Source organism: Curtobacterium sp. VKM Ac-2884 (assembly GCF_015350945.1).
Taxonomy (GTDB): domain Bacteria; phylum Actinomycetota; class Actinomycetes; order Actinomycetales; family Microbacteriaceae; genus Curtobacterium.
The window spans coordinates 1-13,489 of sequence record NZ_JADKSA010000002.1; the positions used below are offsets into that span (position 1 = coordinate 1).

The 13,489-nt window shown below is 67.7% G+C and carries 15 protein-coding genes; 10 read left to right on the top strand and 5 right to left on the bottom strand.

Annotation, left to right across the window (positions count from 1 at the left end):
- A partial coding sequence (locus ITJ60_RS04325; RefSeq protein ID WP_228509860.1) for a LamG domain-containing protein occupies positions 1-2,118 on the top strand: 2,118 nt, incomplete at its 5' end.
- A 420-nt stretch (positions 2,119-2,538) separates the two neighbouring features.
- Complete coding sequence (gene msrA / locus ITJ60_RS04330) at positions 2,539-3,060, top strand: peptide-methionine (S)-S-oxide reductase MsrA (RefSeq protein ID WP_111086459.1); 522 nt, start codon at positions 2,539-2,541, stop codon at positions 3,058-3,060.
- A gap of 79 nt (positions 3,061-3,139) precedes the next feature.
- On the opposite strand, the gene ITJ60_RS04335 is transcribed toward msrA, so the two are convergent.
- On the bottom strand, positions 3,140-3,499 hold the full coding sequence (locus ITJ60_RS04335; RefSeq protein WP_194647095.1) for a UBP-type zinc finger domain-containing protein: 360 nt from the start codon (positions 3,497-3,499) through the stop codon (positions 3,140-3,142).
- A 19-nt stretch (positions 3,500-3,518) separates the two neighbouring features.
- Positions 3,519-4,520: an aldo/keto reductase gene (locus tag ITJ60_RS04340; protein WP_123339178.1), complete on the bottom strand. Its 1,002-nt coding sequence runs from the start codon at positions 4,518-4,520 to the stop codon at positions 3,519-3,521.
- Positions 4,521-4,640: 120 nt separating this feature from the next.
- Between ITJ60_RS04340 and ppk2 the strand changes: the two genes are divergently transcribed.
- The 4 genes from ppk2 (at position 4,641) to ITJ60_RS04360 (ending at position 7,223) form a co-directional block, all read left to right on the top strand.
- Positions 4,641-5,588 carry a polyphosphate kinase 2 gene (gene ppk2, locus ITJ60_RS04345; protein ID WP_131880988.1) on the top strand — a complete coding sequence of 316 codons (948 nt, stop codon included), beginning with the start codon at positions 4,641-4,643 and terminating at the stop codon, positions 5,586-5,588.
- 86 nt (positions 5,589-5,674) lie between these two features.
- The gene (locus tag ITJ60_RS04350; protein ID WP_194647096.1) at positions 5,675-6,211 is read left to right on the top strand and encodes a hypothetical protein; all 537 of its coding nucleotides are present in this window, start codon (positions 5,675-5,677) and stop codon (positions 6,209-6,211) included.
- The gene (locus ITJ60_RS04355) at positions 6,208-6,735 is read left to right on the top strand and encodes a DUF6611 family protein (RefSeq protein ID WP_194647097.1); all 528 of its coding nucleotides are present in this window, start codon (positions 6,208-6,210) and stop codon (positions 6,733-6,735) included. The genes ITJ60_RS04350 and ITJ60_RS04355 overlap by 4 nt, the downstream gene beginning before the upstream one ends.
- A 68-nt stretch (positions 6,736-6,803) precedes the next feature.
- Positions 6,804-7,223 carry a hypothetical protein gene (locus tag ITJ60_RS04360; RefSeq protein WP_194647098.1) on the top strand — a complete coding sequence of 140 codons (420 nt, stop codon included), beginning with the start codon at positions 6,804-6,806 and terminating at the stop codon, positions 7,221-7,223.
- A gap of 6 nt (positions 7,224-7,229) precedes the next feature.
- Here ITJ60_RS04360 and ITJ60_RS04365 read toward each other — a convergent pair whose 3' ends face one another.
- From ITJ60_RS04365 to ITJ60_RS04375, 3 genes are all read right to left on the bottom strand, one after another.
- On the bottom strand, positions 7,230-8,441 hold the full coding sequence (locus ITJ60_RS04365; RefSeq protein ID WP_228509861.1) for a cupin domain-containing protein: 1,212 nt from the start codon (positions 8,439-8,441) through the stop codon (positions 7,230-7,232).
- 68 nt (positions 8,442-8,509) lie between these two features.
- On the bottom strand, positions 8,510-8,755 hold the full coding sequence (locus ITJ60_RS04370) for a hypothetical protein (RefSeq protein ID WP_194647099.1): 246 nt from the start codon (positions 8,753-8,755) through the stop codon (positions 8,510-8,512).
- A 64-nt stretch (positions 8,756-8,819) separates the two neighbouring features.
- Positions 8,820-9,656 carry an alpha/beta fold hydrolase gene (locus ITJ60_RS04375; RefSeq protein ID WP_194647100.1) on the bottom strand — a complete coding sequence of 279 codons (837 nt, stop codon included), beginning with the start codon at positions 9,654-9,656 and terminating at the stop codon, positions 8,820-8,822.
- Between the two features lie 763 nt (positions 9,657-10,419).
- Here ITJ60_RS04375 and ITJ60_RS04380 point away from each other — a divergent pair.
- From ITJ60_RS04380 to ITJ60_RS04395, 4 genes are all read left to right on the top strand, one after another.
- The gene (locus ITJ60_RS04380; protein ID WP_194647101.1) at positions 10,420-11,004 is read left to right on the top strand and encodes a hypothetical protein; all 585 of its coding nucleotides are present in this window, start codon (positions 10,420-10,422) and stop codon (positions 11,002-11,004) included.
- 74 nt (positions 11,005-11,078) lie between these two features.
- Positions 11,079-11,579 carry a hypothetical protein gene (locus ITJ60_RS04385; protein WP_194647102.1) on the top strand — a complete coding sequence of 167 codons (501 nt, stop codon included), beginning with the start codon at positions 11,079-11,081 and terminating at the stop codon, positions 11,577-11,579.
- On the top strand, positions 11,576-12,028 hold the full coding sequence (locus ITJ60_RS04390) for a hypothetical protein (RefSeq protein WP_194647103.1): 453 nt from the start codon (positions 11,576-11,578) through the stop codon (positions 12,026-12,028). The genes ITJ60_RS04385 and ITJ60_RS04390 overlap by 4 nt, the downstream gene beginning before the upstream one ends.
- Complete coding sequence (locus ITJ60_RS04395; protein WP_194647104.1) at positions 12,021-13,253, top strand: hypothetical protein; 1,233 nt, start codon at positions 12,021-12,023, stop codon at positions 13,251-13,253. The genes ITJ60_RS04390 and ITJ60_RS04395 overlap by 8 nt, the downstream gene beginning before the upstream one ends.
- Positions 13,254-13,489: the final 236 nt, after the last annotated feature.

Below are 13,489 nucleotides of genomic sequence, written 5' to 3' on the forward strand. Positions count from 1 at the left end.
AACGACGACCAAGCCAACCAAGGCCAATGGCGCGACCACATCTCCGACGCCGAGATCCCCAGCGTCGCCGGCTGCGCCATGCCCGGCAAAGCCGTCGGCTGGGACGTCACCCGCGGCGCCGCCGCCACCGCCGGCAACACCCTCCAGATCGGCCTCCGCTCCCCCACCGAAGGCAGCCTCAGCCGCAAACACTTCGCCTACAACGCCACACTCACCATCGAGTACAACACGAAGCCGAACACGCCGAGCGGCATCACGATCACGAGTCCGACACGCGCCTGTGGCACGAGTGACGCCAACAGCGCGTTCGTCAACAACGCAGCGCAGCCCATCACGTTGCAGGTCAAGGCGAGTGATCCCGATGGTGGACTCGTGCGCACGACCTTCCACGTCATGCGCTCCGACGACCCGGACACGATCGCCTGGTCGGACGGCGTCGACCTGACGAGCGCAGGGCCCCAGAGCGTTCAGATCCCGAAGGGCGCCCTCGCTGACGGCCACTACATGTTCCGTGCGAAGAGCAACGACGGTACCGACTGGGGCGGCTGGACGGGCTGGTGCTACTTCTCCTCCGACAGCACCGTGCCGAACCCTCCGACCGTTTCCGGGCTGCCCGCCTCGTACCGGGTGGGCACGAAGGTGACCGCCACGGTGACCGCCAGCACCAAGGACAAGGACATCCGCGGGTTCCAGTACTGGCTCTCCGACGGCGGCAGCCTCCAGCCGGTCCAGCCGGTTTCGGAAGCGGTGTCCACCGCGACCGGGTACCACTCGTGCGACCTCCGTGACGGAATCGTCGTCTACGTCTGCGCAGATGCCAGCGGTACGGCGAAGGTCAGCTTCACACCGTCCGACAGCACGAGTCGACTGTGGGTGAAGAGCATCGACAAGGCCGCCAACGTCTCGACCGCGTACGCCGGGAGCGGCAGAGACGGCCTGGTGGTCCCCGGCACCAGCGTGGCCGCAGATGACGATCCCCGTGTCGGTACCGGTCCCTCGAACGCAGGACACGCCTGGTCGGGCCAGCAGGGCGAATCAGTGTCGGGTCGCGGAACCGTCGCCTCGCCGACCGTGATCGGCGACGACAGCTCGTACTCCGGTGCCGGTGCACGTGCCGCGCAAGCGCTGACGCTCGACCCCACCACGAGCACGACGCCACTCGACGTGGGGGCGATCCCGTTGGGGGCCCCCTCCATCGAGCAGGACGACGTGGTTCGCGTCAACCGCTACAAGGGTGGGGGTGCGCACTCGACGTCTGCGACCGGCAAGACCTACGAGATGGGGCTCGGCGGACTGCAGGTCTACGGGCCGTCGGCCGACGTCCCGTCGAACATGATCCAGGTCAAGACCTGCACGAGTGGCATCTACACGGCCACGGTCACCGGCGCGTGCCCATCTGGTTTCACCATGCAGGTCGGCGCGGACGGGAAGCCCAAGGCGCTCGGGTACGCCTGGAAGACGGCAGCGGACGTCCCGACCAAGTGGGACGGGTCAGCCGAGGTCTTCCAGTGCCTGTCCGGTGAGGACTACTTCCTGTCGCGCGACACCGCGTGTGAGGGCAAGACGAAGAAGTGGAGCCTCGGCTACTGGGCTGCCCTCTCCGGCTTCAACCGCACCGCCTCAGCGCCGATCGACACGACGAAGAGCTACACGGTGTCTGCCTGGATGAAACCGTCGGCGGCTCAGGAGGGTCGGTACGGAACGGCCGTGTCGATGGACGGACCGACCGGATCGGTCTTCTACCTGCAGTGGGCGGGAGACGACTACCGCTTCTGCGTGAAGTCGCAGCCCGACCTGACGAGCGGCACGTGTGTGTCACCGGCGCGAACTCGGGGGCTGACGGACCAGTGGACGTTCGTCACCGGCGTCTGGGACGCCGACAACCAGCAGATCCGGATCGTGGTCAACCACGACGCTGCCGGCGAAGGCGTCGCCTACCACGCCCTAGGCGCGGACGAGCAGGCGAGCACCGGGGGGCTCCGTGTCGGTGGCGCGGTCAGCAGCGGCGGCCCGTCGGACACCTGGACCGGCGCGATCGCGATGCCGACGATCACCCAAGGTGTCGCAACGATGACCCAGCTTCGGGTGTACTCCGTGCAGGGCACCTACGCGTACTGAAGCTGGGGGCGATCGCCGGCATGAGCACCCGTCGCCGCACCGTGGGGACACCAGATGCCCCGATGACCCAGGTCGTGTTCGCGATGATGACGCACACCGCATCGTCTCGTCGGAGCACACGGCGTGTACTGCACCTGCGCGACGAGCATCCCCGGCAGCGAGCCGATCGCCGCGAACACCTCGAGGAACACAAGGCAACAGAGCGCGAGACCCAGCGGCTACGAACGTCGTGGGTGGCACAGTCCATCGTCGGGCACGGATGACCGCTTCATGTGAGCCCGACCGTGCCGCAGAGGGGACGCAGAGCACGTCCTCGTACTGTCGAGGTGTGCCGGCCCGGCGACGGGAACAGACAGCCGCCGTTGCCGGTTGCACCACACGGTGCCGCAGCCAGCGGCACGACGACCTCAGGAGGCCACCATGACCACCACCGAAACCGCCATCCTCGCCGGCGGCTGCTTCTGGGGAGCGCAGCAGCTCCTCCGCCGCCGACCCGGCATCATCAGCACCCGCGTCGGCTACTCGGGTGGCGACACCCCGAACGCGACGTACCGCAACCACGGTGACCACGCCGAGGCGGTCGAGATCGTCTTCGACCCGTCGGTGATCTCGTACCGCGACCTGCTCGAGTTCTTCTTCCAGATCCACGACCCGTCGACGAAGGACCGCCAGGGCAACGACGTCGGACGCGCCTACCGTTCGGCGATCTTCTTCACCTCGCCGGAGCAGGAACAGGTCGCGCGTGACACCATCGCCGACGTGGACGCCTCCGGCATCTGGCCCGGCAAGGTCGTCACCGAGGTCGAGCCCGCAGGCGACTTCTGGCAGGCCGAAGAGGAGCACCAGGACTACCTCGAGAAGTACCCGGCCGGGTACACGTGCCACTTCGTGCGCCCGGGGTGGAAGCTCCCGCACCGCGACGAGGCGACCGCGGCGGTCTAGGGGCGACCCACTGACGAACGGGAGGCGCGGTGCCGGCTGGCACCGTGCCTCCCGTCTGTCTCCCTTCGCGTCGACGGCCCTAGCGCGACCCGCCGAGCAGTTCCAACCAGTCCGCCGGCAGGCGGTCCGCCGGCCCGGGGACGGACTGGTCGACGGGGTGGCTCGTCGGCGCCGCGAGCTCCACGCCCTCGAACGTGGACTGGTCGCGGTAGTCGTACGCCCACGTCTCGCCCGGCTCGTAGCTCTGGATGACCGCGTGCCCGGTCGCCTCCCAGTGCCGGGTGGCGTGGGTGTTCAGCGAGTCGTCGCAGCACCCGACGTGGCCGCACGCGGCACACCGGCGCAGGTGCACCCACCAGGACCCGGTGGCGTCGCACTCGACGCACCCGTCGCCGCTGGGCGCGACCCGGGGGTGGATCATGTCGCTGTCGTCGGTCATGTCGCTCATCCTGCCCGGCTCAGCGACGCGGCACCAGGGCGTCGATGGCCGCGAGCTCCTCGTCGGTGAGCGGGGCGCCCGCGAGCGAGTCGAGCGTGCCGTCCAGCTGACGGACGCTCGACGCCCCGACCAGCGCCGACGTGACGGCGGGCTGCCGGAGCACCCACGTGATCGCGAGCTGCGCGAGCGTCTGCCCGCGGGCAGCCGCGATGTCGTTGAGTGCGCGCGCCGTGGTCAGGTACTCGTCGTCTATGCGGTCCGCACCGAACCAGCGGCCCTCGGCCGCACGCGACCCGACCGGCACCGAACCGTCCAGGTAGCGGTCCGTCAACAGCCCACCGGCCAACGGCGAGAACACGATCGCACCGGTGCCGAGACGCGTGAGCTCGTCGAAGAGCCCGTCCTCGGGGACCCGGTCGAACATGTTGTAGCGCGGCTGGTGGATGAGCAGGTGCATGTTCTCGGCGGCGAGCGCCTCGGCCGCCGCGGCGGTCTGCGCCGGGTCGTAGTTCGAGATGCCCGCGTAGAGCGCCTTGCCCGAACGGACCGCGGTCACGAGCGCGCTGACCGTCTCCTCGATCGGGGTCTCGGGGTCGGGACGGTGCGAGTAGAAGACGTCGACGTAGTCCAGCCCGAGGCGCCCGAGCGACTGGTCGAGCGACGCGAGCATGTACTTGCGCGAGCCCCGGTCGCCGTACGGGCCCGGCCACATGTCGTAGCCGGCCTTCGTCGACACCACGATCTCGTCACGGTACGGACGCAGGTCCGACTCGAGGATGCGGCCGAACTGCTCCTCGGCCGACCCGGCAGGCGGACCGTAGTTGTTCGCCAGGTCGAAGTGGGTGATCCCGCGGTCGAAGGCGTGCAGCACGATGTCGCGCTGCGTGGCGAGTGCGCGGTCGGCGCCGAAGTTGTTCCACAGGCCGAGGGAGATGCGCGGCAGCATGAGGCCGCTCCTCCCCACGCGCTGGTACGGGAGCTGCTCGTAGCGGTCGGCGGCAGGCAGGTGGACGTCAGGCATCGTTGCTCGATCCGGGGTCGGGGACAGGCCATCGAGAACGCTACCGCTTCGGATCACGCAGCCGCTTGGTCACCTGAGGGACACGTCCGGTTGGGCAGTTGTCGGGTCACACAGGACAGGATGGGACCAGCCGACCGATCGGCGGGCAGAGGAGACACCGTGGACACAGCGCCGTACTCGCAACCACTCCGGGAGTACATCGAGCAGCTCCGGACCGAGGGCTACAGCGTCGCCGACGGGCACACTGCTGACCCGGACCTCATCGACCCGCACGGCAACCCCGTCCTGACGTGGCGCGACGACTACCCGTACGACGAGCGGCTGCCGCGCGAGGAGTACGAGTACGCGAAGTACCAGCTGCAGATCGAGCTCCTGAAGTGCCAGTACTGGCTCGAGGACACCGGGCAGAAGGTCGTCGTGCTGTTCGAGGGCCGCGACGCCGCGGGCAAGGGCGGCACCATCAAGCGGTTCACGGAGCACCTCAACCCCCGCACCTCGCGCGTGGTGGCGCTCAGCAAGCCGAGCGAACGGGAACGCGGCGAGTGGTACTTCCAGCGCTACGTGCAGCACCTGCCGTCGGCCGGCGAGATGGTCCTGTTCGACCGCTCCTGGTACAACCGCGCCGGCGTCGAGCGGGTCATGGGGTTCTGCGACGACGCCGAGTACGAGTCGTTCATGACCCAGGTGCCGCAGTTCGAGCGGATGCTCGTCGACTCCGGCATCCACCTGACGAAGTTCTGGTTCTCGGTCACCCGCCGCGAGCAGCGCACCCGGTTCGCGATGCGGCAGCTCGACCCCGTGCGCCGGTGGAAGCTGTCCGACATCGACCTGCTGTCCCTCGACCGCTGGGAGGACTACACCGAGGCGAAGATGGCGATGTTCACGCGCACCGACAAGCGGTACGCGCCGTGGACCATCGTGCGGTCGAACGACAAGAAGCGCGCCCGACTCAACGCGATGCGGTACTTCCTGACGCAGTTCGACTACCCGGACAAGGCGGTCGACGTGATCGGCAAGCCGGACCCGCTCATCGTGCGGCGCGGCAAGCGGGACGTCGACATCGAGTGAGCGGACCGTCAGGAGTCAGCACTCGGGCGTAGGGGTTCCGTCAGGGCGCCTTCCCCCTTGCCCGTCCGCGCGGGAACGTGTCCGGTGTGACACTGACAGCGATCATGCCGACGCTCCGCGCGTCCCTGCCGGATCCCATGGACCCGGTCCTGTGGCCGGCCCACACCGTGGCGACCACCGACGACCTGGTGGTCGCCGCGATCTCGATGGTCCGGCTCGCCGACCTGACCGGCACCCCGAGCGTCCACACCACGGAGCAGTCGCCGCCGCGCTACCGCCCCCGCGGCTGGACCCCTCGTGACGTGAGCGTCGCGGTCGCGTCGGTCACCCGTGTCCGACGGCCGCGCACCGGGGTGGTGCTCCTGGAACTGGACGCGGTCCTGCCGACCTGCGCCGTGCTCGACCAGGTGCGTCTGATCGGACGCCGGAGCACCGCTCCCCTCGCCACGATGTACGTCGTGTCCCGATGTGACGGTCAGGCCGACGGCCCGTTCCACCGCCTCCCGGCTCCGCTGCCGGCCGACGTCCGCGATGGCGACCTCGTCTGCTTTCCCTGCCTGACAACCGTCCGACACCGGGACGTCGTCCCCGTCCGCGCCGAGCTCCTGCCGGTGGAACGGTGACCACGGCGACGTCCGCCCGCGACCGCCTGATCGACGGGCCGCACCTGTGGGGCCGGTACACGATCCGGCCGGTGGGGCGCACGCTGTGGGCCTCGCGGACGCTCGTCGTGTTCCCGCCCGGTACCAGCAGGAGTGAACGCGTGCTGCTCCGGGCGTGGCACGTCTGGCCCGCCGTCGGGGCGTTCACCGCGCTCGTGGTCGTGGTCGTCGCCGTCTCGGTACCGGCGGCGGGCATGCCCGTCGGACTCGCGCTGTACGCCGCGGGGTTCGCGGTGCTCGCGCGGGCCACCAGACGACTGCGGCCACGGGTGCGCTCGATCACCGTGACCACGTTCCTGGGCAACGGTCGGCCGGAGGTGTACGGCGACGAGCGGCTCCTCGCCGGCTCGCTCGACGCGCTCTCGATCCTGGAGCGGGCGGTGCGGGCGCACCGACTCGCGCCCGTCGACTTCGAGCTCGTGTGGGCCGATGTCTGGGCCGCGCTGCCGGAGGAGCGTCCTCGTGCGCGGGCGATGCCGTGTTAGGTTGTGCGCAATTCACTTGCGCACAACCGGGCACCCGTGTCCGGCACCCCTCGAAAGGCCCCCGCCCGATGACCTCCCGCCCCCGCACTCCCCGCTCGACGAAGCCCCGGACCGTCGTCCGCATCCTGCTGGGTGTCGCCATGACCTGGGCCGGCATCAGCCACCTCACGGTCGCACGTCAGGAGTTCCGGGCACAGGTGCCGGAGTTCGTCCCCCTGGACCCGGACGTCACGGTCCTGGCCTCGGGCATCGCCGAGATCTCCCTCGGCGCCGCCCTCGTGCTGCTGGTCCGCCGGCAGGCCACCGTCGGGTGGGTCGCCGCGGTGTTCTTCACCGCGATCTTCCCCGGCAACATCGCGCAGTGGATGCACCACCGTGACGGCTTCGGCCTGGACACGGACACCAAGCGGTTCGTCCGGCTCCTGTTCCAGCCCGTGCTGATCGCCGTCGCGCTCTGGGCGACGAACGCGCTCCGCAAGCGGCGCTGAGCCGGACTACCGCAGCGGCACGATCCCCTGCGACCCGCGCGGGAACGTGGCGAGCACCTCCTCGGGGATGTTCAGGTGCTGCGACACCAGCGACGGCGGCAGGTGCGCGAGCCAGTTCGCCAGCGAGACCTCCTCGTAGTGGTCGCTGCGGAACGTCTCCACGTAGACGAGCGGCTCGTCCCCGGTGTTCTCGACGTAGTGTCCGAGGTTGCGCTTCACGACGCCGACGTCGCCGGCCCTGAAGTCCATGGTGTTGGCGTGCGGACCCGTGTTGAAGACCGTCATGCGGCCCTGGCCCTTCAGGTAGTACTGCCATTCGTCGGCGTTCGGGTGCCAGTGCAGCTCCCGCATCGAACCGGGCTCCACGACCGTCAGCACGGCGGCGACGGTCTTCGCACCCGGGAAGTTCGTGCTGTCCGCGATCCGGATGCTCCCGCCGCTGTTCTCGAACCGCGGGGCGGTCTTGCCCATCCGGAAGATCACCGGCTCGGTCCCGCCCCACTCGACGCCGGCCGCCAGCTGGTCCCGCTCGAGTTCGCCCGGCACCTCGCCGGGGAAGATCCAGAGGTCGTGGAGCGGCACGTCCGTGAACGCCTCCTGCGCGACGCCGAAGTTCTTCGCCAGCACGTCCGGTGGGGTGTGCGCGAACCAGTCGGTCAGCAGGAGCGTGTTGCTCTCGGACTGCTCGCCGCTGTCGAAGGCCAGGACGAACTCGGCGCCGTCCGGATCGAGGCCCTGCAGGGAGTGCGGGAGTCCCGCGGGGAAGAACCAGAGGTCGCCCTCGAAGACGTCCTCGACGCTCGGCAGTCCCTCGCGACTCAGGGTCGTGACGCGACAGCCCCCGCGGGTCATCAGGGCCCACTCCGCCGTCTGGTGCCAGTGCAGCTCCCGGATGCCGCCGGGCTCGAGGTACATGTTCACGCCCGCGATCTCGTGGGAGATCGCGAAGTCCGACTGGGTCAGCTCACGAGCCCATCCACCGCGCTGGACCCGCCGGGGCGAGATGTTGAACGACGACCAGAAGAAGGCCTGGGTGCTGATGTCGGTCGCCGGCGCGTTCAGCTGGCTCGGGAACTGCGCCGCGAGTGCCGGGTTCTGCGGGCCCGTCATCGTGTTCGCAGCAGTGTCGTCCGCGATGTTCACGAGCCCTTCTTGGGGGAGGTCGGGGTTGCCGACGGCGGGGGTCTCGTGGTGCGGCGGAGTGGGGTGTTCGGTCATCGTCTGCTCCTTCGCTCTCGGATGAGCGTCGACACCATCGGACCAGGAGTCGTCGACCACCCCTAGCGTCATTCGACGCGATCCTGCTCCAGTGCTCGTCGCTGCTCCAGCGCTCGTCGATGCTCGGTGAGCGCGTCGCTCAGCACGTCCGCCAAGAACGACGAACCGGACACGCGCGCGATGAACGCTCGCCCCGTCGGCGTCAGCGCGCCACGGTGCACGGCGTCGACGACGATCTCGCGCACCGCCTCGCGGCGCCCTGGCGAGAGCGCGGCGAGCACGCGGTCGGCCTGTTCCAGCAACTCGGTCTGCATGTCACTCCTCGGCACGAGGGGCGCGCCCCACCACGGAGCACGCCCCCCTCGGTTCCGCGAACGCCTACTGCTTGAGGAAGGCGAGGATGTCGGGGTTGATGACGTCCGCGTGGATCGTCAGCATCCCGTGCGGGTACCCCTCGTAGATCTTGAGGGTGGCGTTCTGCAGGAGCTCGGCCTGCTTGATCGAGGCGGCCTTGTACGGCAACACCTGGTCGTCGTCGCCCTGCGTGACGAGCACCGGGACCGAGATGGCCTTGAGGTCCTCGATCTGGTCGGTCTCCGAGAAGGCCTTGATCCCCTCGTAGTGCGCCTGTGCGCTGCCCGTCATCCCCTGACGCCACCAGTTCGCGATGACCGGGGCGGACACCTCGGCGCCGGCCCGGTTGAAACCGTAGAAGGGCCCCTCGGCGACCGCCTGGTAGAACTCGGCTCGGTTGGCGGCGAGCGCACTCCGGAAACCGTCCAGCACCGCGATCGGCGTGCCCTCCGGGTTGGCGTCACTCTGCAGCATGATCGGGGGAACGGAGGACACCAGGACCGCCTTCGCGACCCGACCCTGCGGCTCTCCGTACTGGGCGACGTACCGGGCGACCTGGCCGCCACCGGTCGAGTGCCCGATGTGGATCGCGTTCTGCAGGTCGAGGTGCTGCACCAGCGCGTCCGTGTCGCTGGCGTAGTGGTCCATGTCGTGGCCCGTCCCGACCTGCGACGACCGTCCGTGGCCGCGCCGGTCGTGCGCGATCACCCGGTAGCCGTTGGCCAGGAAGAACAACATCTGCGCGTCCCAGTCGTCCGCGGACAGCGGCCATCCGTGGTGGAACACGATCGGCTGGGCGTCCTGGGGCCCCCAGTCCTTGTAGTAGATCTCCACACCGTCGCTCGTGGTGACGAACGCCATCTTGCACCTCCGTGAGTCGTTGCTCCACCTGGTTCGCGGACTGGCCGCTGCCTTCCGTCCACGGAAGGTCGAAGCAGGCTCACGATACGGTCGCGGCCCGGTCGGACGCTTGCGTCATTCATCTCGATCGGCGTCGAGCATGCTTCGCAACATGCTCCGGAAATGCAGAAAACCCCCGTGTGAACGGGGGTTTTCTGAGAAGTGGCGGTACCGGTGGGATTTGAACCCATCGCCGTACATTCGCACGGGCACGGTGGGGTGTCCGATCGCCGTGATCGTGGGGGGTGTTGCCGACAGTTCGGGCCGCGCGAAGCCGTCCTCAGCCAGGTGGCGGTGCACCAAACTGCACCACGGCCTTTGCCGCTCTACGCCAACCTCCGAGGACGGCGCAGCGTCGATCACGCCTCGATGCGCCGCAGTCAACACTGCGGATCCAACGAGAGTCCGGATGGCGCCCGGTCACCAAGACTGCGTGGGGCCGGGTGATCTGTGACAGCCGGCGGAAGCTGGACCCAAGCGATCTGGCCCGCACGCATGGGGCCAGATTCTGGACAACGATCGCGGGCCCTTTCGACATGCCTCTTACCTAAGTTGCGCTCGCATGCCCGCCCGCCGGCCGTCCGTCCGTCCGTCCGTCCGAAGATGACGTCGACCCGGCACTTGAAGCACGTCGGGTGGGCGAGGCTCCCGGTGATGCCGTATGCGGCGACGGCTGCGAGCGACACGCTGTTCCTCGTCAGTCCCGAGGGCGGCACCGGCTACGATGACTGCCATCCTCGCCGAATTCGGAGTCTCTGCCATGGCCAACCCCATTGAGATCGATGACGCGATCGTTCTCCTGCTCGGCGCCGGCGTCGACCAGGGCGGTCGCGCTCGGATCGAGGGCGTCACCAGGCTTGAGAAGCTCATCTTCCTCCTCGAGCGCGAGACGCACAGCGACCAGTGGCTCTCGGAGGACGCCGAGTTCGTTGCATACAACTTCGGCCCGTTCTCGAGGAAGGTCTATGACGCAGTGGACACGTTGGCCGCAGCCGGCATCATCACCGATTCGGCGAGGTTCGCTCCAGACGACATGGACACGTGGGAGGAACGAGAGGCCATCACTGACAAGTCGGACAACGGCTACTCGTACACGACGCGCGATTTCGAGCTGACCGACCGAGGATGGCGGTACTTCGCCGCTCTGGACGAGGAAATGAAGCCGGAGGCCCTGAAGGAACTGACATCGTTCAAGGCGCGCTTCGCTCCGCTACCGCTTCGTCAGCTCGTCCGTTATGTTTATCAGCGCTACGACGAGTTCACGACGAACTCGCTTATCCGCGATGACATCCTGGGGCACCATTCGTGATGGACATTTTCGGGGGGACGAGCCCAAGCCCTGAGTGGGGATTCGGTCTCGGAGGAGGGGTCTTCTTTGTCAGCGTGGCCGCCGTCTGGGCTTCGATTAGCCTGCGCAGCAGCACCGACCAGCGATTGAGAGCCCGTGTGGACATGGCTTTCGTTGCCTTGGAGGAGCGCGCTCGCGAAGCATTCGAGAAGCTTCGGGACGACATCGACCGCCTGTATCCGACCAGCGGGCCGTTTGATCCGGCGACCGCGTTCCAGGACCCAGCCGAACTCGGCCAGGCCGCAAAGAAGGGCGTGGCGACCCTGCGCATGCGAAGCGGGATTCAGGCTCGGTTCCGGCGCATGCTGGCGGTGTGCTCGTGGATCCGAAACGGCGCTTTCGCCGTCGCCACCCTGGTTGGCGCCGCAACAGCACTGTACTTCCTTGCGTTCGATATCAAGCCGCTCTGGGGAATCGCGGCAGGTATGGCCGTCGTCGCATTTGGCGCGAGCCTCGTAGGGATCTTCCTATTCGCGTGGCTCGAGAGTGCTATCCAGCGCGCGGTTGAAGCGTCCAACGCGGGAGGTGCGCCGTGACGATCTACATCTCACCGCTTGAGACTCCGACTTCATCCGGCGAGCGGTCGCTTCTCGTCCCGCTCCTCGACTGGCTCGCTGCCCGCCGCTGGATTCGTGACGACACCGTGGTCGTGGAGGAACTTGCGGTCAACGGGCGCCGTATCGATGTCTCGACACTGACTCGTTCCGGGACCTTATCCGCGTTCGAGCTAAAGCTCGGCAGCTTCGGCCGAGCGCTCGAGCAAGCGTTCTATAACTCGCGGCTTTACGATCGGTCCTGGATCGTTGTGGACGCGATGCCCCGTCCAAAGAATGTCGAGGAGGCGTCGCGTTGCGGCGTGGGGGTGCTTGTCAAGAGCGGTTCGTCGTTCGTCATCGTCTGCCAACCGGGGTCGAAGGCTTCCGACCGGGTTTCTCGGCGGCGCGTCACCGGAAAGATCCGGGAGCAGGTGCGCCGGTATGTCTGAATTCCAGCACTTCTTGAGCTACGGATCGACAGATCAGGAGGCCGCGCGCAGCCTTACCGGCATCTTCGACGGCCTGCTCGTTCCGGGCACGATCGCCGCTTTCCAGGCCGATGGCACGAAGGGATTCGTGCTCACGCTGTCAGCCCGTTCTAGCGAGCCGTACGCTATCGACTCCCGTTTCCCTTTGTTCCAAAACGGCAGTCTCCCGTGGAAGAAATCGCACCTCCAGCTCGCACAGATCCTCGGACTCGACGGCTACATCAAGGACGGAGTGACCGGCGGCCTGTCCCCGGCGAACTTCGACGACGCTCTCGTGGCCCGCGTCGCGGAGGGCTGGCTTTCGTTCAACGTGGACTTTGAGAACGTTGGTGCCAAAGTCTTCGACAAGTACGCTAAACGCCTCCCGGACGACGACATCAAGATCGAGGACGCGCAGGCACCGGAATGGGTCATGCCTCCGTACCTCATGGTCAGTAGCCTCACCGACCCCTGGGGCGCCGTGAGCGAGCGAATCTGGCAGGCGAGCGTTGACCTTGTCGCGCAATCGTCGAGCGCCGTCCGCCTCCGCCGGGTCGTCGCGGGAGAGTCAGCGGCCGTCTGGGACGCGCTGCTTCAGAAGTTGCCCGAGAAGGACCTTGCCGGATGGGTATCGCGTCTCGATGAATTTGACGTCACGACCGCCGGCCGGAGGGAACTGGTCGAGTACGGCAAGGCCCTTAGGAGCGCGACGGAACGAGGGCAGAGAATCTTTGCCCTGTACGGCGGGTTCTTCTCCGTGCTCCTCCACCGGTTCGGTCTCGAGGGCTCGTCCCATGGCGTCGGATACGGGGAGCACCGAGACCATGTCGAACTGCCGAGCTCGGGCGCCCCGCCGGCCAGATTCTACGTGCCTCGGCTTCATCGATATATCGGCGTTGACATCGCCGGGGCCATCTGGGAGCAGGCTCCAGAGCTCGTCGAATGCTTCTGCCCCGAGTGCGAAGGGAGATCACCAACCTCCCTTGACTACCACCAGCTCATGCGTCACTCGGTGCGTGTGCGGGCGGACGAGATTGACACCTGGGCACACCTGCCGACTCTCGACGTCTGCGCGCGGCTGCGCGAAGACTTTCGGGCGTTTTCTACCGCGTTGCCCGGCCTCGCGTTGCCGCGCGCGGTTGTGAAGCGAGCAGAGGGTTTGTATCTGCATCTGGAAAGCTGGGCTGCGGTTCTCGAGACGATCTAACCGCGCAATATTCGGACCGCGCGCCGACTTCACGAGCAGCAAGACATGACCGTTGCACAGGTCGGCGAAATTCTGGCCGTGAGGCGGAACGGCTATCGAGCGCTTCGACGAGAGGCCGAGCCGATCGCGGAGCCACATGGGAAGGCGTCCGCTGAACGACGATCCCTCAGTGAAACAGGACGCGTGGAGCCGCCATCCGCGTGCCTCCGTCGCTTCGAGCTTCTCAGATGGCTGGT